The sequence below is a fragment of the Polyangiaceae bacterium genome (assembly GCA_020633235.1).
In the GTDB taxonomy this organism is placed as follows: Bacteria; Myxococcota_A; Polyangia; order Polyangiales; family Polyangiaceae; genus JACKEA01.
Map to the genome: position 1 here is coordinate 1,350,924 of JACKEA010000001.1, position 21,026 is coordinate 1,371,949.

Sequence of the window (21,026 nt, forward strand, 5' to 3'; positions counted from 1 at the left end):
ATGCAAACGCAACAATCCACGCAGACGGCAGAGCGCTCGGCTCCGCGGCGCATTCTCGATCTCGATGCACTGGCGCACAAGAGCTCGCGGGAGCTTGGCGCGCTGTTCGAGGGCGGGCGCGTGCCCAAGAGTCTCGCGGAGCTCGACGGCCACCCGCGCGGACGCATGCTCGCGGTGCGCGGGCTCGACCGCGGCGCCGCGTTCGGTGCGCTGCGCAGATTTGCGGCGGCGGCGCGCTTCCCCTGGGGCGGCAAGAGCTTCAGCGCCCTGACGGCGACGGCGGGGACCGGCGTGAATCGCGTGCACCTCGGCGGGCGTCACCAGCTGTTTCCCTTCGAGACGCTCGTGGGTCCGTCTGCGATGGACGGCGCGCCGGCGGTGATCTTGGACTACGACCTGCCGGACAATCCCGGAGTCATTCGGGCGATCCACGACGAGGTTCGTCTGGTGGACGAGGGCCTGTACCTGGGGCCGGCGATGTGGAAGACGGACACCGCGCGCACGCTGGTGCTGTGGTTCGCGCTGGACACGCGCGTGCAGGCGCGGCCCATCGGCGAGCGCACGCCGTCGTGACCCACGCGCTGATCACGGGAGCGGCGGGGGCCATCGGCGCCGCGCTGGCGGAAGCGTTCCGCGCGCGGCAGCCGGAGCTTCGGCTGTCGTTGGTGGACGTAAATGAGGCGGGTGCGCGGCACGCGGCGGAGCGACTCGGCGGTGACGCCGCCGCATTCGGATGGGACCTCGCCGAGCCGGACGCGCTCGAAGATCGGCTACGGGAGCTCGTGAGCGATCGCGGCGCGGTGGACCTGCTGGTGAACTGCGCCGGCTTCATGGAGGTGCGCTCCTTCGCGGCGACGGACTGGGCGCTGGGAGCGCGCCTCTTGCGGGTGGACATGGAGAGCCCGCTTCGGCTGATGTCGCTGGTGGTGCCGTCGATGACGGCGGCGAAGCGCGGCACCGTCGTGAACGTGGCCAGCATGGCGGGGGTGACGCCGCTCCGTGGCTGCGCCTACTACGGCGCCGCCAAGGCCGGATTCGCGATGGCGTCGGAGATCGCCCACCTCGAGCTCGCGCAGCGGGGCGTGCACGTGGTCACCGTGTACCCGGGCCCCGTGCGCTCCGCTCTCGAGAGCCGCGCCCGCGGCCAGTTTCGCCAGACCACGCTCGCGCGCTTCGCGCCGGCGGGGGACCCAGCGGCGCTGGCAGAGCGCGTGGTGGCGGCGTGCGAGCGCAAGCGCGCCCGCGTGGTGTACCCGCCGCTGTACGACCTCGCGAGTCGATTTCCGGGCATCGCCAGCGGCATCACGCGCGCGCTGAGCCCAATGCCGGCGCGCTAGGGATGGAGCTCCGCCGGCCGGGCGCGACTCAAGATGGTTTGGGCGGCGCGATCGCCGGCGTTGACCAGTGCCGTGGGGGATACGCCTTGCCACACGACCAACGCGAGGGGAACGAACAGGGCGACGCGCTCGCGCGGGAGGAGGTCGATCACGCGGCCGCGTTCTGGAGTGCCGTAGAAGACGCGGAAGAACGCCGTCAGGATGGTGATGCCGCTCAAGGCGGAGGCCACGAACATCAAGAGGCCCGATGACGGAAAGGCCCGCAGCACCGCGCGCAGCAAAAGATCGTTGCCGATGAAGCCGGCCATGCCCGGGAATCCGACCAGGCTCAGGCCCGAGAGTAGGAACACGAGGCCGAGTAGGGGGCTGCGCCGGTACAGGCCGTGGTGGCGTCGCAGTGAGAGCCGTCCGTAGCGCGCTTCGATGAGCCAGGCGGTGAGGCCGAGGCCCGTGAGCGCCATGCCCGCCGAGAGCCACGTGACGATGCCGCCGGTGAGGCCGTCGCCGTGGGGGCACTCGAGGCCCACCAGCACCAGGGCCGACTGGCTCATGGCCAGCCACGCGACGAGGCGGCGCAGATCCGTCTGCACCAGGGCGAGCCCGGCGGCGTACACCGCGGTGAGCAGCGACAGCGGACCGAGCAGGAACAGATGCTGCCCTAGCACGGCGGGCATCAACGGCAGCGCGATGCGCACCAGCGAGTAGGCGCCCAGCATGGGTGCGATCAAGAGCAGTGTGGGGCCGGTGGGCCGTGCGTCGAACACCGCCGGAAGCCAGGAGTGGAAGGGTAGCGTGGCCTTGCGGATCAGCACGGCCATGACGACCAGCGCGACGCCCAGGGCGTGGGGCCGCGCCACCGCCGACCACTCGAAGACGCTCCAATGCTCGCCGAGCGGGCGCGACGCGAGCAGTAGCGTGCCCGCCGTGAACGCCGCCGTGCTGGCCGCCGCGTAGAGCAGGAACGCGCGGAACACCGAGCGGTTGGCGTCGTCCGTGGCCAGCGCGTGAAGCACGGGCGCGTAGCTCAGCGCCCACAGCGCGACCAACAGCCGCACGTCGTTCACCGCGAAGGCGGCGAGCAAGAGGGACTCGTTCGCGAGCAGCCGCGCGAGCGCGGCGGGCCGCGCCCAGCGCTTGGGCGCGGCGAGCACGAGCATCCAGCACATGAGCGCGACGAACGGGAGGAGCAGCGCCGACACCGCGTCGAGCTCGAAAATGCCGAGACCCGCGCCGCCCAGCCGCGAAAGAGCCAGCGCGAGGACGACGATGGCGGACGTGACGGCCGTGGCGCCGGCTCGCGCGCGCTCGCTGCTTCGAGTGCGCCAGACGAACACCGACGCGAAGGCCGGCAAGAGCACGCACAGGGCGAGCATCATGATCGCTTCCCTCCGAGCAGCCGGACCCAGGCGCGCTCGCGGCGATCCAACCAAAAGAAGACTCCGAGCACGGGCTTCACGATCACCACGCGGAGGAAGCTGTCGTGGTAGCCGCGCTCCAGGGCCAGGCGGTACAGCCACCGCTGTGCGCCTTCGGGAAGCATCCGCTCGAGGTGCGTCCCGGTGCGCGCCAGATGACGGCCGACGGCGGCCTCCTGCTGATGGTGCTCGTGCAGGATCGATGGGGCTCGCAGAAACTGCAGCGTGCGCACCAGAGCGTGCCCGGAGAGATGGATCAGGGCGAAGTAGTGCCAGCCGAGACCGATCTCCACGAACACGAGGGCGACCTGCGTCATGGAGGCGTAGGCCAGGGCGCTCTTGACGTCGGTCTGCGCGCGGCCCACCAGCGTGGCGTGGATCGCGCTGCTGATGCCGACGACGAGCAGCGCTGCGCGGGCGACGGGGGCTTGCTCGAAGATGGGTGCGGCGCGCAGCAGCACGTAGGCACCCGCGTGCACCGAGAGGGCGCCGTAGAAGATGGCGCTGGAGGGGGTGGGGCCCTCCATGGCGCGGGGGAGCCAGCCGGAAAATGGGATCTGCGCCGACTTGCCCATGGCGGCGAACACCAAGAGCAGACCGACGGCGGTGGCCTGCGGAGCAGACAAAGCGGCGACGCCTCCGGGCCAGGCGGTGGCGCTGGAGTATTCGCCGGTGCCGGACCAGTGATGCACCAAGATCGCGGCGAGCAAGAGCCCGACGTCGCACACGCGGTACACGGCGAAGGTCCAGAGGCCGTGGGTGAGCGGTGCTTCGCGCTCGTAGAAGAACGCGACCAGCAGCGCAGAGGTGAGGCCCACCATCTCCCAACCGGCGTAGGCCACGTCGAAGCCGCCGGCGGTGCAGATCAGCAGCATGCCGCCGCCGAAAAGGCAGAGCAGCGTCATGAACCGCCGATGCCCTCGCTCGCGATGCAAGTAGCGCGTGGAGAACGCGCCGATGGTGCCGCACAAGAGGGTGGTGAGCAGCATGAACGGCGCCGACAGGCGATCGATCAAGAGCGTGATCTCGAAGGCGTAGTCGCCGGTCGAAAACCAAGTGCCGAGGTGCGCGACCACGACGTGGCGTCCGGTCGACGCCATCAGCGTGATGATCGCGAGGGTTGCGAGCACACCGGAGCCGAAAGCGGCGCCCACCACGAAGCCGGTCACGCGCTCGGAGGTGCGGCGCAACAGGCCCAGCAGCGCGAACGCCAAGAGGGGCGCGATGACGACCAGCATTGCGAGGCGCTCGATCATCGGGCCTCGATGCGCGCGGGGGCGAGGTGGTCCCTGCGTCCACGGAAGCGCTCTTCCGAGCTCGCGAAGACGGGGAGCTCTCTTCGATCGGAGGAGTATGGAACGAAGTGACCGCCGTCGAGCAGATGGAGCTCTCGGGACTTTGGATCGAGGGTGGCTATGGTGAGCCACTCGTTCTTGACCAGGCGCCACACCGCGGGCGTGGCCTGGGCCGCCTTCTGCACCGTCTCGCGCTCGGCTTCCACGATCGCCAGCAGACGCATGGGCTCGTGGATGTCCACCATTTGCCACGGCAGGCCGGTGCGGAGATCGCTGGCGTGGCCGTCCATCACTCCGACCAAGCCGGACACGTTGTGCGGGAGCTTGGTCCCGGCGCCGTACTTCTGCTGGTCGACGAAGGAGAAGTAGTACTCGAGGTTGATCCCTGCGCCGACCGGCACCACCGCGGCGAGCACCCGCTCGAGGATGGCGCCACTGGCGTCCTGCCCGGGATCGTAGGACATGAGGAACGCGCGGCGATCGAGGAACAGGCCGCGCACGGTCGCGCGGCGCCCGATGAAGCAGGTTGCGTTGGAAGCATGGCCGTACTCGGGACGCGGCTGCGCCAAGTCCTCCGCGCGGCCTTCCACGTGTCGGAGTGCCGCTTCCGGGCTCGAAGCGCTGGTCTCGAAGCGGCGGCTGCGCTCCAGGGCGTCGCGGCCTCGGGCCTCGTCCAGATCGCGGCGGGCTCTGGCTAGGCGGTCTCCAAGCGAAGCAGGCACGCAATCCAGGTCAAAGAGCTCGATGGCGTCGTCCGCGGTGTCGTGCACGCCCCCCACGAACCACGTCGATTCCGGAACGTGCACAGCGAGGCGGGCGCGCACGGAGGGATCGTTCGCCATCTGCGCGAAGGCGCGCGCGTTGGGCCCGCCGCGGCCTCCGCCACAGGCGCCACAGTCGTGCGCGGACTCGTGCGGATTGTTCAGACTGTGCGAGCCGTGGCCCAACACGATCACCAGCGGCGCCAGCTCGGTGAGGCCCATGTCCCGCAGCTGGTCCTCGACGATGGTCGCTTGCTCTTCCAGCGAAAAGGCGGAGAGGTCCAGTCGTGTGTCCACCTTTGCCAAGGACACCGTGGACACGTTCTTGCGAAGAGACGCCGTTGCGCGAGGAAAGAGCACCCGCGCCACGAGAGGCGCCGCCGACAAGAGCCCCAGTGCGCTGCTCCACAACGTGCCGCGAACGAAGGTGCGGGAACCGACGCTCGCCCCGCGCGCCAGACTGCCCAGTGCGCGGCGCTGCTTCATGCGCCGCTCCAAGCGGGTGGAGAGTCCCGGTAGGGGCAGCTCCTGAACGTGGTGGTCGGGGGTGATCGAAATCGGGCACAGCGGCCGCGCGTGAGCGTCGTCGATGCCCTGGTAGGCCATGGCCACGCCGAAGTATCCCGGCGCGCCGAAGGTCTCGACGTCCGGCGCGATTTCCTCCAGGTGGCGCCGCAGCGACTCCTCACGTTCGTCGATGCAGCAGACCACTTGGTAGTGGGGCTTCGGTGTGGGCGTGGGCTCGTGCGCCGCGAGCGCGTCCAAGATCTCTTCGCGGTAGTGTCGTTCGTAGGCGCGGTGGAAGAGCCTTCGGCGCGCTGTCTCGTCCAGCTGAGAGATCAGCCCGGCCAGCTGTTCGCGCTCCCGAGCGGAGAGGGATTGGAGCTTGGCGGCGCTCCAGCGCGCCGCTTTGGCCAAGCCGTAGAGTTGGTACGGACCCGACGCCAGCTCGCTCGGCGAAGCCTCGGCGGGCTCGCCGAAGCCGGCGCGCTCCACCTCGCGCTCGATGAGCAGCCGAACTGCGACGAAGTCGATCAATCGAGCTGGAGGCGCCTTCACCGGCGCGCGGTCGGGACGCAGCTCGAGCTGCCGAAACATTCCGCCCCACCCTGGCAGCGCCAGCAAGCGATCGGACAGGTAGTCGACCCAGTCCGCTTCGCGCACGCCGAGGTCGTCGAGGCAGTGGAGGACGACCTCCGCGGCGTCCGTGCCTTCGATCTCCGCGAAGCTCTTTCGGAGCGCTCGCATCCACGGCTCCGGCGGACCCCACGGCTGGCGGAGAAGGCGCGCCGTGGCCGTGAGAAATCCCTCGTTGAGGCTCGGCATGCGCCAGTACGCCACGCCTTGATCGAGGAACGCGGCGCACAGGCGAATCAGGAGCGGGTGCACCCACGGCCCCGTGGCGCCGCCCCTAGCCAGGGATGCCGTCGGCACCGGGGTCGGCGCCTGCCACGCATCCTGCGCTGCGGCCCACAGGTCCGCCAGCTCGCGGCCTTCCGCGAGGGACCACTCGAAGGCGCTCGCTCGCGGCTCCTCGTCCACGTCGAGGAGCAGGTGGAGCGCGATGGCGTGCCGCGTGAGCCCGCCAGCCACGATTTCGTCGGAGCCGAGCTCGCGCGTCACGTCGTCCCGTGTGATGCGCCCGCGCAGGAGCTCTGCGCGGAACGCTTCCAATGACCAGTACGGTTCCGCTCCGTAGCGCCGCGCCGCCTCCTCCACCCCCAGCTCGAAGGGCAGCCGCTCGTAGGCGTGCAGCGTGTTGTGATGGACGAAGATCCCGATCGGACCTTGCGCCGGCAGAACCTCCGCCGAGTGCTCGAGCGCCGATTCAAGCCGTTTCTGCCGCGCCCGCGCGTCCGAGTGAGAGAGAGAACGATCGGGCAAGGCCTTCTTGGCGCGGAAGCTAGCGCCCTGAGCCCTGCTGCTCAAGTCGATTGTTGCCGGGTCGTCGGTGGAGGGTCAACGGACGGCCCAAGACATTCCGTGCCGAGCGCGCTAGGCGCTCGCGAGCGCTAGTCTGTCCTCACCTGCTCCGCCTCGTGAACACCCACACTACGTCGCTTGGGTACGGCAAGATCGAGCGAGCGCTCCAGAATGATGCCTGAGCATCATCGGATCGGGGCTAGTCATGGCAACACCGAATTCCCGTCATGTAGGGTGGCTGGTCAGGGAGCTGCTGGTTGGGAGTGATCGAGAGATACCCGGCACAAGCTGGTTTCGAGAGGGGTAACGATGTAGGCGAGTCGATCGAACCGCCGACCGCCTTGCACGGATCACAGCTGTCTATCCAATCCCAGGCGCCCGTCGCCATGTCGAACAGGCCGGGGAGCGGGCCCGCACATTCAGGGTTGCCAACCGGGACCACGGTCAGGGACGTGGCGCATTTGTCGGAATAGACCTGACCGTAGGGGAACGCTAGTGTGCCTCCGAGGCTGCAGGCATTGAATCGTTCGCTCACGTTCGGATCGGCATACTCATTTCCCACGAGCGTGCCGCCGCCGATCCTGCCGCACAAACGCTTGCCAGCCCATTCGCAGTACGCTTTCGCGTCGCAGTAGTCGACGCAAAGCATCGGGTAGTCGGATGGAGTGGCATCGAAGCCGCCAGGCCAGCAGTCTTCGCGAATCCACTGTTTGTTTGCATCCTTGCATGAACCGGTTTGCGCGGCGGAGGGGTCCGGGTTCGCTGCCACGAACGCGGCGTAGTGCTCGCGAGTTGCCTCAGTTGCATCTATGCAGTAGGAGCCGCCGGCCGGGGCGCTCACCTCTACCATTGGCGGCCCCGGGAGATTAGTTGGGCACGCGGTGTTCGCTCCGGTGCCGCCGCCCCCGGATTGACCACCGGTACCAGAGCCTCCGCAGTTGCAGACTCCCCACGCGCGGTTTGCATCACACAGTTGGCCGCCTTTGCACGCTGCCGGTCCTACGCACTCTCTGGTCTGGCCGGGCTCGCATCCTTCGCTGGCACCACTGTCGGATTGGCCGCACGAGATGACCAAGAAGGCAGCGACAAGACCCCAACTTCCGCTCGGCTTCATTGAACGTCTCGCGCGCATCAGAACGACCATGCGCCTTCTTGGGCGTTTCCGCCGATTGCTGCCGCCGCGGGTAGCAGGGCATCGATGGACGCGCCGCGGAGTGAGGTCACCTTGCATCCGCCCTTGCCCGCGCATGCACGGACCGCGGCTCCCGAGTCAGAAGCGAGAAGCTCTGCGCTGGTCAACAAGACATCCTCCATTCCCGAGGGACCAGCACGCTCGAGCGGGTTCACCTTGCCCCTCGTGGACAGCTCGTCGTCATCCACGAAGAGCACGCCAACCCCATCTGATTCCCCGTGTCCCGTTTCCACTTTGCCGCTGACTAGCATACCCCATGTGGCGGCTCCGCGAGCTGGCATCCATCAAGGCTCATGACGGCTCGTAACCGGTGCCTGAGCCGCCGCTTGGCGGAGACGATGCTGCTGGCCGAACCCGTAGAGGAGTTACCTCACGCACCGGCACGTATTCCTGCGACCGCATCTGTCGCAGGGATGGTCGCATGTGCTTGGAATTGCAGAGATCGGATCTGGCCTCGCCGTTCCATTTCCTGCCGTCAACACCAGAATCTTTCCCAATCTTGGCACGTAGGGAACCACCAACCACTCCACCCGCCGAGCGCACACGAGACAGCTGGCGACGGATTCACCGAGGAGGGGACGGGGCCCGAAATGCTGGGGAGAGCCGCACTAGCCATCTACTCATCCCCGGGCGCTTCTTGTTTCTCTCATGCGCCACCGGTCTCCGATGCGCCTAGCGCGTGGCAATAGGTCCTCGCGGAAACAGCAAGGCCCGCGCTGCCTCGGTCGCCGGATTCTCGTCGTCAAACGGCCGGTCAGAAAGAGTCACCTTGGTCAACGCACCAACCTGCTCACACGTGAACTTGGCACACAGATCAGTCCGGCTTGCGCCTGTCGCGTCCCAAAACTCCGCGGGCAGCCACATGATGTGCCCAATCGCTTCCATGAGCCCCAACCCGGGCGCTCGCCGCCCGGGATTGGCGCTAACGTCCACACGGCGCACCTGGAAGTCGTCGTCCCAGACGAGCTTCATGCTATCCGTGCTTCGATTGTTCCTTTCGAAGGTGTCGGTGAAAGTTACGTTTTGCCAGTAGTCGTACTCACCGTCATACGCCCGCGCGTAGACCAGGCGTCCCGCCGTCTCCAGTTCGCCCACCCACACGTCCATTTCCTCCGCCCGAAGTGATTGCAGAAACTCAGTGGTGAAACAGTCCGCGCCTCCTGGCGCTGGGGCGTGATGGACTCGAACGCGCTCCCCGAACACGCGGTAGATGTCCTTGGACGCCAAGGCCTTGGCCACTCTATCTGCGGAAATAGGCCGACGTCCGTCCACGGAATAGTGGGGTTCTGCGACGCCGAGCCTGCGAAGAACCGCAAGTGCGCGGCACCAGATTTCGATCTCGTCGGTTGAACCGTCCACGAATACCAGATCGATGTTGATCGCTGTCACTCGCCAGGTTTGATGAGCGGTTTTTGGTTCAGGAATCACCTAGCACCATCGCCCTTCGTCGCAGCGTAGGTAACCTCGTGTCGTGAGTGCGTGTTGGATGGCGAGACGCCGCGCACGATGCGCGATGTCTCGGTGGTCGACGAGCTCCCGCTCGAGTCGAGCGGCGAGCGAGTCGACTTCGGCGCGCAGTGCAGCGCGATTTTCCTGAATTGTGGCTTCTGTCGCCATGCCTCCCCGGCCGTCGTGCCTCCCAGTGTACGCCGTTGCCAGAGGTCGTTCAACGCGTGCTTCATGGCGCCGAGGACGTCGTCATCGACGTCGTCGGGCCCTACTCCGACACCGTCGAGCCACTCTCGATGTTCGCGGTTCTGACGTTCGACGGCGGAGCGATGCTCAGCATCGTCTCGTGCGCAAGCCTTCGCGGATGCGCGGCAATGGATTGCCGCCGCTTCTTGGCGCGATGCTCTTGCTTGGAGTGCGGCTGTTGGCGCACACGCGCTGCCTCGCCGCTGCCTTCACCGCTGGCTCAAACCGCGATCGACACTCCGAACACCTCCGACTCATGCACGCCCAGGTGCAACGCCTCGCGCCACGCCTCAATCCCACCCCAGAACTTCCTGGAGGGCTCGGACGGACCGGGTGGATCACCAACGCGCCCTGACCCCAGTCCGGCAGCGCTTCACTTCGTGCCTGGCGCCTGGAGCACGAAGCGCCGACTCACGGATCACCCGTAGGGCGACGTTGACGTGTCACGGGTGACGCCGCTCCCAGAACTTCTCTCCTCCAGCGTCAAAGTAGCGCTCCAGGAAGCTCTCTAGATCGGTTGCGACCGCGTACCACTCCGCTCGAGGGTCGAGCGGCAGCGCGACGAGCACCCGGCACTCCGTGCCCTGCGATGGCGCGACTACCAGCAGATCTTGGTCGCCAAGGAATTCGCCAATAACTACATCACCCTCCCTCATGTCTTCCGGTCTTGACCTCCGTTCCTCCGCGGTGCGTCGCGCGCTGGCCAAGGGGGACAGGAGAACTAGGCCCCACTGGCCGTAGTCGGTATCTTCGAACAGCCGTGCCGATTTGCATTCTAACCATAGTGCAGCAACGTCCTGCGGAACGCTGACGCCGCTCCAAGCTGCTGCAACTTGTGCGTCACTCGCGGGTTGCGCAATGGTCGAGGTCGCGTTGAACGGGTTGTCGACGTACTTGTGATGCGGCATTTGCCGAAACCGCGTGATTGCCTTGGCCATTCTGGACACGCCCCGATCCTAGTGCGCATTCCGCTCAACTTGGGCACGCGTTCGGCCATGATGCCACCGCTGCCAAGACCAACGTTGACGAATCGATTGCCCGAGAAGACCAGCGCTGGACTGCAGAGGGCCACCGCACCGCGGAGCGGGCAGAGTCGGAGTGTGCTCGGACCGTCCGTGTCGCCATTCATTCCTTCCGCTACGACGAAGAACGGGCTTCGCTTGCGTTCTCCCGAAGGCGCGCTCGCCGGTGGCTGAGGGGCGCTCAGTATGGGTGTAGCCGTGGGAGCGGCTGGCCGCTCGCAAGAAGGCAACAGGGCTACCAACGTGGGTGCGAGCCTCGTCAGCCTCCGAAAAACGCGGCTGGTCTTTGCCTCGTACGGCGCCTCCCGCATGGCGCGCCCCTCGTCGTTCCAGACACGCAAGCGGTCCTCCCGTTGGTGTGTTGGACGATCCTAGCACCTGGGCTGTCATTGTGTGCGCTGCGCGCGCGAGCTTGATAGTTCCCAGAAGTGGGCTGAGCTGCGCCGGACGAACTACGGCCACCGGGGCTAGCAACGGCGATAGAGAAACGAACCGTAGACGTTCACCAAGACGTCGCCATCGTGCAACTCTAGCGCGTCCGAATGAGTCGTCACCCCGTCCCAACCCAACCAGCGCGCTGCGGCAGCGTCTCGCAGGTCGCCGAGCTCACGGGGGACTTGATCTCGAAAGCACTTGGCAACCAACGCGGAGCCGTTTGTCGATCCTGCATCCTCGACGGTTGCTGTCTCAGGGGTCCAGACGATGCGCCACTGCGCCCCCTCTATCACCCCTGCAAGCGCGTGCGGCTCGCGGACGTAGCCAGCAGCCGCCGAGCGGCCGATGAGATTCATGCCCTCGCGTATCGGGAGGACGACACCCGCCGCTCGACCGACGATAGCGATCAGCCACGCGCGTGGTGAGCGTCCCGGCGCGAACAGCCTCGCGTTGCGCGCGTAGGATTCTCGGATGTCTCCCAGCTGATCGAAAAGAGCATTCGTCACCTGGAGACACCTACCGCGGCGTACCTTGAGGCGCGAGCGCGAGGTTTCGCGGCGAGCCAACAATCCCCGAAAGAAGGGGACGCCGCGCAGACAAGAGCAAGACGCGCCGCGAGTGAGCGCGACGCGCGTTCCGAGCGGGAGAAAGGACTCGAACCTCAAGCCATGCGGGTACTGGAATCCAGACGCTTGATGCACCAATCCCGTGCTCGCAGATAGACTTCCGGAGGCACCGGCTCTCCCCAGCGTGGCTCTACGGGCGCGTCCGCTTGCTCCTCTCCGAGCACGTCGACAACTGGAGGTGGAGGAACGCCGGCCTGCTGGAGGAGGGCAACGGCCTGCTCCGCGTGTCGCAGTGGCGCTTCGGTGTTGGCGCCGTACATGTCAATCAGTCCGATCTCCGAGACGAGATCCACGAGCCTATCGCATGTTTGTGCTGCGGATTCGGGTAGCTCCGCAAGGAAAGCTTCGGGAAGTTCGTCGTCTAGCAGGGCCAGGTCGTGCGTGCCCCCTTCCCAATCGGGCAGATCTTCTGCCGTGAGGAGCAGCAGCAAATGCTCCACGAGCTCGCGTATTGCGTTCGACCTCAAGCCAAGCGCGGACGAGTACGTGGCAATGCACGCCGCGCCGTACGCCTGGAGCTCGCGGGTCGAGCGTCGAAGGCTAAGCCGCGTATTCATTGGGCTCCTTTCCGCGTGAGGATAGCAGCGGAGCGAACCCTCGACTGGCCTGCGCGAGCCGAGCTCCGACAAAAGCAAAACGCGCCGCGAGCAATCGCGACGCGTTTTCGGAGCGGGAGAAGGGTAAGTGCTCTTGGCGCCCCATCTTGACCTGAGCGCGGGCTTCAGCGGGGCATCTGCCAGGGCAGGAGCACTTGGCCGCGGTCGGCGGCTCTGACCGCCTCGAGCAGATACTCAGCCGGGTTGACCCCGTGGAGCTTGGCAGTCTCGATCAGCGAGTAGAAGGTCGCCGCTACCTGCGTGCCGCGCTCGGACTTCGAGCCGAAGTGGTTCCGGCGCCCGACAACCGGCCCGCGAATGCCCCGCTCGGTTGCGTTGTTGTCGAGCGGGATGCGCGCGTCGTCCACGAAGCGCGTCAGGCGCTCCCAGTTGGCGATCACGTACGCGGCGGCCTTTCCGATGCTCAGGGTCTTGAGCAGGGCCTGGCTCCAGAGCCACGTCCTTAGCTGGTCGAGCACCGCACGAGACTCCGTGCGACGCAGCTCGGTTTTCGCTGCCAGGTCATCGCCGGCGCGCTCGTCGATCTCGTAGAGCTGGCCGATCCACTTCATCGCCAGTTGCGCCTCGGGATGATCGGGTGCCGCCTCTTCGAATTTTCGGTAGGCGTGCGCCCAGCATCCGGCGAGATGGATGTGCTCGCTCTCTCTCGCGCCAGCTTCGTGTGTCTGTGCGGCGTCGCACACGATCACGCCGCGGTACGCACCGACGAGTTCGGTGAAGGTCTCCTTGCCTTTATCCTTTCGAATCCGATGCACGACGGCCCTGGGTGTCGTCACGCACCAAATCTGCCAGGGCTTCTTGTGCTTGTCGTCGAGTCGCTTCCAGCTCGTCTGGTCGAGTCCGATCACGGGCTCCGAGAGCGCGTCTTGGAACAGCGCGCCGTCCGCTGCCCGGAGCCGCCGCTCGACCACTTCGAGCAAGCCCCACAGCGTCTGCGTCGTCACGTCGACACCATGGCGACGTAGGATTCGCGACTGCCGCGCCAACGGGATGTGGTCGAGGTACTTGTCGATCGCGACCTTGATCGCGAATGCGAGCGAGTAGCGACTACCCGGAGTCGCGCGCTCCGGTCCCGGCGCGGTTTCGACGCAGCTTCCGCATCGACACACGTACTTCTGCTGCTGGACCTGGACGAGCCGGTAGCTCACCTCGATCACGTCGATCATCTCCGACGCCTCGAACTGCCCGGCCATCGCGCGCAGCTCGCCACCGCAGCTCGGGCAAACGCGATCGGCGTCGTCGAGCTCGAACAGCATCGGCTCGAACGGCAGAGCGGGCTGCGGCTTCGGCCCGAACTTACTGCGTGGCTTGTCCTTCGAGCGATCGCGACTGGGCTGGGCGTTGGGCGGAGGCGCAGCCTCCTGCGCTTTCTTCGTCAGCGTCTCGAGTAGCTCGAGTGTTCGCTGCAGCTCTTTCGGGTCGCCCTTGAGCGTTTCGAGCTCCTTGCACTTCGCGTTGAGCACGCGGAGAAGTTGCTCGATTTGCACTTGCTGCGCGAGCGCGATTCGTCGCAGTTGCTCGACATCGCTCTCGCGCCGCAGGTCCACATCAACGGTAGATCACGCCGTGCGATCGAGCGCAAGAACTTTCGGCTTCACGATCCCGGGCGACAGCACGCGACGACCGACGAGATCGCAGCCCTCGATGAAGAGCGCCAGCTCGGTCGACGTGAGCTCCACCGTGCGCCCGTCGTCGCTCCACAGCTTCGCGAAGCGACCGCGCTCGAGTCGCTTCTGGAAGATGCACAGCCCGGTGCCGTCCCACACGAGCACCTTGCAAGCGTGTCGCCGCTTGTTGGCGAACAAGAACAGGTCACCACTCAGCGGGTCGCGCCCGAGCCCGGTCTTCACGAGGCCGTACAGCCCGTCGTACCCCTTGCGGAGATCCACTGGCTCCGGGTACGCAAACACGCGCACAGCTCGGCTCGTGCCCAAGATCATCGGAGCGACCGCAACATCTCCGCGGCCTCCGCCACGGTCAGCCCGTCGATGCGCCAGCCCGACAGTGACACCAAGGTCGCCGGCTGCGGGGCAGCCGGCTCAGCCACCACGCGAACCGGAACCATCGCCCGGGACGGACTGGCGCTCTTCGCCGCTGCGAGGCACCAGCGGCGGACCGTGTCGAGCCCGAGCCCGAGCTCGTCAGCAATGGCTGCCCACGACGCGCCCTGCGCTCGCCACCGCTGCGCCCAGGCCACCACCTGTTGCTTCATTTCCGGCGGATATCGCTTGCCACGGCCGCGTTCATGCCGCGAAAGCTCCTTCTTCAGACCCCGTGAATCTCCTGCCATCTGGCACCGTCCTTTCGTGGACGACGCGAGCACGACCAACCCCGCCTGTCACGACGGGGTCCGGAGAGCACTTACGCTCGTTGGTGTCGGACCGCACACATATCTGCGCGCTGCGGCCGAAGCTGCGCTCCGCAACGGCGCCGTGCTCTTGCCGCACGAACTCGCGTAGCTCCGCGCGAGCCGCACCCAGCGATCAACCTCAGCCGTCAAGACGGGCCACGGGTAACCGTTCACGGGTGGGTACCCGTTCGGCGAACCGCGTTCTTGTGGGGCGGAGGCCGCGCTGGTGTGATCAGCGGGGGTAGCTGCGCGCTGTGGTGGCGCCGGGGGATCGCAGCCAGGTGAGGGCTACGGAAAGGGCATGGACACCTGCGTCCCGCGGGGCGAGGACGTGTGCATGGACGAAGACCTGCTGGTGAAGAAGCTACAGGAGGTGGAGCGCAGCTTCGGAGAGGCGGGCGCGGACGCTGCGCGCGCGTCGCTGGCGCGCTGGCGAGAGCGAGAAACGGACATCGAGTTTCGGGTTTCGGTGCCGTCTCCGACGGCGCAGCGGGTGCTGCTGGCGTGGTGCCTGCGTTACGGGCTGACGGCTTACCGGACGCCACGGCAGCGCAAGACGACGATGTGCGTACGCGTCCCGCGGGGTTTCATGCATGAGGTAATGTGGCCGCGAGTGGAATCGATGGCCGCGCTCATCGAACGAGAGACGACCGACGCGGTAACGCGGGTCATCGAGCGCTGGGGCGGCATGTCGTTAGGGCAGGATGAAGCCCCCACCGTGCAGGGCGCCTTGTTTGGTGCGGACGGGGAGTGAGCTCAACTGGCAGCAGCGAGCGGCTGGGGCAGGTCGCGCGAGATGTCCCAAGGGGGGAGCAGGATTTTGCGCTGGGATTCGTCGAGCTTCTTGCGGGTGGCTGCCCAGTACTTGGGAGCCAGCTCGAGGACGCGACGTGCTGACCAGTGGGGCGCGAGTCGCAGGATTTCTTCCAGATACTCTCGGGGATTGAGCTGGTGCAGGTAGCAGGAAGCGATTAGCGAGCGAAAGGTCGTGTACCAGCGCAGACCATTTTCGTTGGCGAAGAAGGTCCAGTTGTGGCGCCCCAAGCCGAGATTTCTGAGCTGTTGTTCCGCGAGGTTGTTGTGAATGGCGATGCGCGCGTCGGCCAGGAAGCGCCGGAGCGCGTCCCGTTGGTTTTCGTAGTAGCCGATCGCCGCCGCCAGCGGCCCGCGCGGATCCACTTGGTCTCGGTGAATTTCGACCCACTTGTCGAGCATGGCGAGGACAGGTGCAGCACGTTTGGCTCGAAGCTCGGTGCGGTCTGCGAGCGGGGCGAGCTTGCACTCATCATCGATCTTGAACAGCCTGGCGATCAGGGACAGCGGCCCCATCGCTCTGTCCTTGTCGGTTTCGAGAGCTCGGTAGAAGTAGCGGCGGCAATGAAACCAACAAGCGTGCTCGACGATGGAGCCGTCGGCGAACAGGGCATCGTAGATGGGAGCCGCGTCGGCGAGGAGGTGGCCGCGAAATCCCTGGAGCAACTTCGCGATGCTCTCGCTGGTGGCATGTTGTAGAACGTGGCGGAATACGACGTGGTCTCGGTCGGCGAGAAACACGAAGGTATCCCACGACTGGCATTTGTCCGGCGCGCGGATCGGGGCCCCTGTCGCATCAGTGGCAATGCAGAAGGCGTTTTGCTTTGCGTCCAGGAACATCGCATCCGTAATTCTGTAGGTCACCTCGTGGGCCTGGCGTAGCCAGCCGCACTGGGTGGAACGAGGCAGCACGAACCCGTCGCGTGCGCTGATGCGCTCTTGGCGATGAAGCGGCAGGATGTCGTCGTACTTCGAAAGGATCACGTGTGCGATGGCGCTCGGATCCGCCATCACGTTGGGCCACACACTGCCGGGCAGCGGCGCGACCAGAACGCGGGTCGCCTCGGGCGCAGCCGGGTCCAAACCGGGAGACTGCAAGCCCCCTTCATCGATGGGGAGGAATTTCAGGCGCCGAATGAGCAGGCGCACATAGCGCGCGGGTTGAAAAGCGATGCGGCTGGAGCACTCCTCCCCGACCTTTTTGAAACCTTTGCCCCCGGCGGCGCGGACCTCGTCGGGAATGAGCTCGACTTCTTCGGTGACGAGATTGCACTGCTCGAGGGGGCGCCGGCCGTGCGCATGGCGCTTCTTCTTGGGCGGTCCCGCGTCGTCTCCGCGCGCGGGTGCCGGAGACGCCGGCTCGGTATCGTTGGCGGGCGGCGTGTCGTCAGCGAGCATCGCGACCATTTCATCGAACGCGAGCTGGAGCTGCTCTCGGGGTACGCGTTCTGGATGGTTGGGCCGAGCCGACTCGTATGCTTTCTCGTAGCGGAGCAGATCTGCTCGCTGCAACTCGGCTTCTTTCAGAGCTTCGGCCAGTTGCTCGTGCAACTCGGCGCACTCCGCTTGCAGCTCAACGACGGTGCGCTCGAGGACAGCGATCTTCGCGCGCGCGGTGCGCAGTACACGCTTCGTGGACGCGCAACGATCGCATGCCCGCTTGCTCACGACTCTGCGATAAGTACGCGGCGATCTGGCGCAAGCCCAGGGCGATCATTTTTTGGAAGATCGGCCGACCGATCGAATTCGCGACGATCGTACTGACCGTCTTGCCGCTCGCAGTGTGCGCCGATCGATGCCTTCCAACAGCAACTCGAGCTCACGGCTGCTGACCGACACGCGCGTTGCACCGGCGGGGATGGCCAAGGGAATGCGATACATGCCCCGGTCCAATCGCTTGTAGAAGATGCAGTAGCCCGAGCCGTCGAACCACAGGATCTTCAGGTGCGTCCCGCGGCGGTTATGGAAGACGAATGCCGCTTCACCGCGGGGATCGCCGCGTAGCTCGGACCGAACGATCCCCGCCAGGCGGTCGAACGACAGGTGCAGATTCACCGGCTTCATCGCGACGTACACCGTCGCCGGCAGCCGCCTCATCGTCTGCGGTTGCCCGTAACCGATGACAACGCTGCCTTGAGCACGCGGAGGCCCGCGCGGTCGTAGACACGCAGTGCATGTCCGGTGGGCGCTACCAACTCCCACACCGGCGTGACCTCCGCTCCTTCTCCCTGCGGGCAGTCGCGCACGGGCGCCACCGAGATCAGCTTCACCCGCGCGTCGCGATTTGACCGCGCCGCCTTGGACTTCGACTTCGCAGCCTGCGGCTTCGTGCGCAGACGCCAGCACCACCACTTCAGCGTGTCCGGTCGGATGCCGCGCGCGCGCGCAAACGCAGGCAACGGTTTGCCGCTCGCCTCGAGCTCGCGAATTAGGATTGCCCACTCTGCTGCGTTGCGTCGCCGTCCAGCCATCCATCAGGCGCGTACACGCTCACCCACTTGCCGGGAAGAACGCGGTCCGCGGAACGGGTACACGGGTGGGGTTGAGGGTCTGACGCGGGGCGTGCGATTGCGTCGGCATGAGCAACACCCCGAGCGCCCAGGATTTGGGCCAGCGTATAGAGCAGATGATTGCGGAGCAGCTTGCGGCGATCCGCGCCAGCGCGCAGGAGGCGGTCGCGCGGGCGTTTACGACAACGACGAGCGCGAGCACGCGCGGTGCGGAGAAGCCGGCACGCCGGGTCCGGTCGTCGTCGGGCGTGAAGCGGCCTTCGGATGAAATAGCCGCGCTTGGCGAGCGTTTCTACCAAGCATTGTGTGAGAAACCGGGGGAGCCGATGACCGTGCTAGCGGCGGATGTGGGCGCATCGGCGCGGGAGCTTCACCGGTCGGTGACGCTACTCCGTCGCGCTGGCCGCGTGAGGACTGTCGGCAGCCGCCACCTCACACGCTACTTCCCGATAAGGGATTCTTGAGCGCGTTGCTCACGCGGTCGCAGCGCGGAACAGGGACGGTACGGCCTTCTTGTCGCGCTGCGCCTCACAGCACGCGGTGAGGAACTCGAGCACGTTCCTGTTCTGTTTGCGGGCGGTGTGGGCGACGGTCATCAGGTTTTCGGCGAAGACGTTGCCGCGCTCGCTCTGGGTCCCGAACGATCGCTTCCGCCACAGAACGAAGGCACGGATCTCGCGCTCGCCATGGTTATTCGTGGGCTCGACGCCCTCGGTCTCGACGAAGGTCCAGAGCGCGGCCTTGTGCGCCAAGATGTCGGCGCACGAGCCCGACAAGCCCGCGACTTTCGAGCCCGCCGCGCGCTCGATCAGTGCCTCCATCTGCTTGCGGACGGGAAGCATGCGCACCATGAACTTGTCGCGGTCGAGCTTGCCCGCCTTGAATTCACGCCAGTAGTCGAAGACGAGCCCCGTGTAGTCCAGCAGCTCCTTGCCGAACTTGCCTGTAGGTCCGTCGCGCTCGGAGAACGACACGAATTTGCGGAGTAGATGTGCCCAGCAAATCTGCCGCCGCTCCATCGCCCAGAACCCGAGCGCCTTCGCGCGGTCGCTGACCAGGATCCCGTGTAGCGCGCCATACAGCGGCTGGAGCGTCACCTTGGCGCTGTTGGCCACGATCTTGAACACCGTGACCGTTGCCGAGGCGATCACCCATAGCGCCATGGTGGCCCCGGCCTGCGACCAGCTCGTACCGTCGGTGTGCTTGATGTCGGCGTGCTCGACCAGCTGCCACGCCTCGTCCACAGCCGGCTGGACCGCGTCGCTCACACGCTCCTCGACAGCGCTCAACGCCCCGAGCGAGACCCGGACGCCGACAATGTCCGAGAGCAAGTCCGCCGCCTTGCGCCGGCTCAAGTGGTAGAAGCCCGTCAGTAGCGCCATCATCGCCATCACCCGGGGACCGAACGCCGACGTCGGGATCACGTCCCCGTCGAACGCGGCGCGCGTCCGGTAGCCACAACACGGGCAGGTCACCTCGTGCCGGCGCCACTCCGTTGTGTACGGCTCGATTGGCGGGATTTCGGTCTGCTGATAGCGCTTCGCCGACCGGTCGGGGACTTCCGGTAGCGCGCTCCAGCAATTCTCGCATTCCGACGGAAACAGGTCGACGAACTTGTTGACCTTGTCCGCAGGCACCAGCTCGCGGTGCGCACCAGCGTGGCCCTTCTGGGCACCGCGCTTGCGCTCTTTGCGCTTCGCCTTGTCCTTGTTGCGGCGCTTTCGCCGCTCATCGGGTGTATCGGTGGACGGTGGCTTGTGCGAGTTGCTCGAATTCTGCCCGAGTTTCGCGAGCAACTCTGCAACCTGCTTCTTCAGCAGCGCGACCTGTTGCTCAAGCTGAGCGATGCGCTCGTCCCTGACTCGGACATCGGCATCTCTGTCGCGAAGCTGGTTTTCCAGCTCCTCGATCCGATCGTCGCGCCAGTCCCGCTCCACGGGAAACGCAATGCCTGAAGCTGGGGCTCATGGAAAGCGAGAACTCGGGAATGGAGCGATATCGATCACTTACGCGTGCTCCGATTCGACGAGACCACCCCCGTGAACGGTTGCGGCCACGGCGAGGACGTACACGAGGACTCGTGACGCGCAGCGTGGTGATAGAGCGGGAGAAGGGATTCGAACCCTCGACGTCCACCTTGGCATAAGGGCAAAAAGCCGTTTCCCGCTGTTACGCGAAGACATTCGGCGGACACGGACCGCGTTCTTCAGGTCGACGGGGGAAGCTGGTAGGCGCGTGATGGATGGCAAGACGACGACGCAGCGCGAGTGAGTGGGCAGAGCTGATCCGGGAGCTGAAGCGAAGCGGTCCGCCGAACGGGTACGCGCCCGCGGCTCGAGCCGCGGGCAAGATACCCCGACTGCGCTCCCTGCGCAGCTCCGCTGGCGCCCACTCGGGGACGCCGTGGCGGACAGCTTCGACTGGTCCTCTGCCATCCCCCGGGTCTCCCTCATCTCCCCGTCATCTCGCTGCGCAACGTCGCTTGAACGCGACTCGCTCGGGTCCACTTCGCAGCCAGGCGCTCGTGCGCCCGCCGTCCTTCGTACTGCCGATCTGTGCAGCTCTGACTCGCTTGGATCCGCATCGAAAATCGTCCAATTCTGCCGTGATCATCTCCTTGAACCCCTTCACCCAAGATCGCGAATTGTCGGGAACACCCGGAGAGCCAGCAGAAAGCCCAAGCACCTTGAGCTAAAATCGTTCGACGTCGCAATCCAGCGCGCGTGCGCATCTACGTACCAGCTGAGAAGCCGCTCGCTCGTCTTCCTCCCCCTGGTAGCTGAACTGGATCGGATTCTCTGGCAAGAGAGTTAGCTTGCGGGCAGTCTCGGCAGTATCGCCAAACTCGATCACTAGGGCCTCGCCGCGATGGAGATTCTCAAGCATTATGGCCTGTCGCAGTGCTTCTTGCTCACGCCCCAGGAACGGCTTCGCCGACATTCTTCGGAGCCAAGCTGCCATCGCACGAGCGCGCGCCAAGCCCTCTTCCTCGTCGACTCGCACGTACTGAAACTCGGCGCCTAGTCTCTTCACGA

20 protein-coding genes are annotated in these 21,026 nt (G+C 66.1%); 4 read left to right on the forward strand and 16 right to left on the reverse strand.

Annotation, left to right across the window (positions count from 1 at the left end; genetic code table 11):
• Together H6717_05990 and H6717_05995 are read left to right on the forward strand one after the other, a co-directional pair.
• Window positions 1–573 (forward strand): hypothetical protein, encoded by a 573-nt coding sequence (locus tag H6717_05990; GenBank protein ID MCB9576561.1) that lies wholly within the window; start codon window positions 1–3, stop codon window positions 571–573.
• A complete protein-coding gene (locus H6717_05995; protein MCB9576562.1) occupies window positions 570–1,337 on the forward strand; it encodes an SDR family NAD(P)-dependent oxidoreductase in 768 nt (255 codons plus the stop codon). The genes H6717_05990 and H6717_05995 overlap by 4 nt, the downstream gene beginning before the upstream one ends.
• Here the strand turns inward: H6717_05995 and H6717_06000 are convergent.
• From H6717_06000 to H6717_06050, 11 genes are all read right to left on the reverse strand, one after another.
• A complete protein-coding gene (locus H6717_06000; GenBank protein ID MCB9576563.1) occupies window positions 1,334–2,713 on the reverse strand; it encodes a hypothetical protein in 1,380 nt (459 codons plus the stop codon). The genes H6717_05995 and H6717_06000 overlap by 4 nt on opposite strands.
• Window positions 2,710–4,008: a hypothetical protein gene (locus tag H6717_06005; protein ID MCB9576564.1), complete on the reverse strand. Its 1,299-nt coding sequence runs from the start codon at window positions 4,006–4,008 to the stop codon at window positions 2,710–2,712. The genes H6717_06000 and H6717_06005 overlap by 4 nt, the downstream gene beginning before the upstream one ends.
• Window positions 4,005–6,692, reverse strand: a complete 2,688-nt coding sequence (locus H6717_06010; protein ID MCB9576565.1) for a DUF2309 domain-containing protein — start codon at window positions 6,690–6,692, stop codon at window positions 4,005–4,007. The genes H6717_06005 and H6717_06010 overlap by 4 nt, the downstream gene beginning before the upstream one ends.
• A gap of 238 nt (window positions 6,693–6,930) precedes the next feature.
• Window positions 6,931–7,572, reverse strand: a complete 642-nt coding sequence (locus tag H6717_06015) for an SUMF1/EgtB/PvdO family nonheme iron enzyme (protein ID MCB9576566.1) — start codon at window positions 7,570–7,572, stop codon at window positions 6,931–6,933.
• Window positions 7,573–8,595: 1,023 nt separating this feature from the next.
• Window positions 8,596–9,351 carry a hypothetical protein gene (locus tag H6717_06020; protein MCB9576567.1) on the reverse strand — a complete coding sequence of 252 codons (756 nt, stop codon included), beginning with the start codon at window positions 9,349–9,351 and terminating at the stop codon, window positions 8,596–8,598.
• Between the two features lie 710 nt (window positions 9,352–10,061).
• Window positions 10,062–10,565 (reverse strand): SMI1/KNR4 family protein, encoded by a 504-nt coding sequence (locus H6717_06025; protein ID MCB9576568.1) that lies wholly within the window; start codon window positions 10,563–10,565, stop codon window positions 10,062–10,064.
• A gap of 542 nt (window positions 10,566–11,107) precedes the next feature.
• Window positions 11,108–11,581 (reverse strand): hypothetical protein, encoded by a 474-nt coding sequence (locus H6717_06030; protein MCB9576569.1) that lies wholly within the window; start codon window positions 11,579–11,581, stop codon window positions 11,108–11,110.
• 155 nt (window positions 11,582–11,736) lie between these two features.
• The gene (locus tag H6717_06035) at window positions 11,737–12,258 is read right to left on the reverse strand and encodes a hypothetical protein (GenBank protein MCB9576570.1); all 522 of its coding nucleotides are present in this window, start codon (window positions 12,256–12,258) and stop codon (window positions 11,737–11,739) included.
• Between the two features lie 164 nt (window positions 12,259–12,422).
• Window positions 12,423–13,781 carry an IS66 family transposase gene (locus H6717_06040; GenBank protein MCB9576571.1) on the reverse strand — a complete coding sequence of 453 codons (1,359 nt, stop codon included), beginning with the start codon at window positions 13,779–13,781 and terminating at the stop codon, window positions 12,423–12,425.
• Between the two features lie 96 nt (window positions 13,782–13,877).
• The gene (tnpB, locus tag H6717_06045; GenBank protein ID MCB9576572.1) at window positions 13,878–14,258 is read right to left on the reverse strand and encodes an IS66 family insertion sequence element accessory protein TnpB; all 381 of its coding nucleotides are present in this window, start codon (window positions 14,256–14,258) and stop codon (window positions 13,878–13,880) included.
• Window positions 14,255–14,608, reverse strand: a complete 354-nt coding sequence (locus tag H6717_06050; GenBank protein MCB9576573.1) for a hypothetical protein — start codon at window positions 14,606–14,608, stop codon at window positions 14,255–14,257. The genes tnpB (H6717_06045) and H6717_06050 overlap by 4 nt, the downstream gene beginning before the upstream one ends.
• Before the next feature lie 397 nt (window positions 14,609–15,005).
• On the opposite strand from H6717_06050, the gene H6717_06055 reads away from it, so the two are divergent.
• Window positions 15,006–15,422, forward strand: coding sequence for a hypothetical protein (locus H6717_06055; protein ID MCB9576574.1), 417 nt, complete (start codon window positions 15,006–15,008; stop codon window positions 15,420–15,422).
• A gap of 2 nt (window positions 15,423–15,424) precedes the next feature.
• Here H6717_06055 and H6717_06060 read toward each other — a convergent pair whose 3' ends face one another.
• From H6717_06060 to H6717_06070, 3 genes are read right to left on the reverse strand one after another with little or no spacing between them, the layout of a single operon-like run.
• Window positions 15,425–17,149, reverse strand: a complete 1,725-nt coding sequence (locus H6717_06060; GenBank protein ID MCB9576575.1) for an IS66 family transposase — start codon at window positions 17,147–17,149, stop codon at window positions 15,425–15,427.
• A gap of 45 nt (window positions 17,150–17,194) precedes the next feature.
• Window positions 17,195–17,578, reverse strand: a complete 384-nt coding sequence (gene tnpB / locus H6717_06065; protein ID MCB9576576.1) for an IS66 family insertion sequence element accessory protein TnpB — start codon at window positions 17,576–17,578, stop codon at window positions 17,195–17,197.
• Window positions 17,575–17,952 carry a hypothetical protein gene (locus H6717_06070; protein MCB9576577.1) on the reverse strand — a complete coding sequence of 126 codons (378 nt, stop codon included), beginning with the start codon at window positions 17,950–17,952 and terminating at the stop codon, window positions 17,575–17,577. The genes tnpB (H6717_06065) and H6717_06070 overlap by 4 nt, the downstream gene beginning before the upstream one ends.
• A gap of 107 nt (window positions 17,953–18,059) precedes the next feature.
• Here H6717_06070 and H6717_06075 point away from each other — a divergent pair, with 107 nt between their 5' ends.
• Window positions 18,060–18,455, forward strand: a complete 396-nt coding sequence (locus tag H6717_06075; protein ID MCB9576578.1) for a hypothetical protein — start codon at window positions 18,060–18,062, stop codon at window positions 18,453–18,455.
• Window positions 18,456–18,464: 9 nt separating this feature from the next.
• Here the strand turns inward: H6717_06075 and H6717_06080 are convergent, their stop codons facing one another.
• Entirely contained in the window at window positions 18,465–19,892 is a 1,428-nt protein-coding gene (locus H6717_06080) for an IS66 family transposase (GenBank protein ID MCB9576579.1), read from the reverse strand.
• A 790-nt stretch (window positions 19,893–20,682) separates the two neighbouring features.
• A complete protein-coding gene (locus H6717_06085) occupies window positions 20,683–21,024 on the reverse strand; it encodes a hypothetical protein (protein MCB9576580.1) in 342 nt (113 codons plus the stop codon).
• Between the last annotated feature and the right edge of the window lie 2 nt (window positions 21,025–21,026).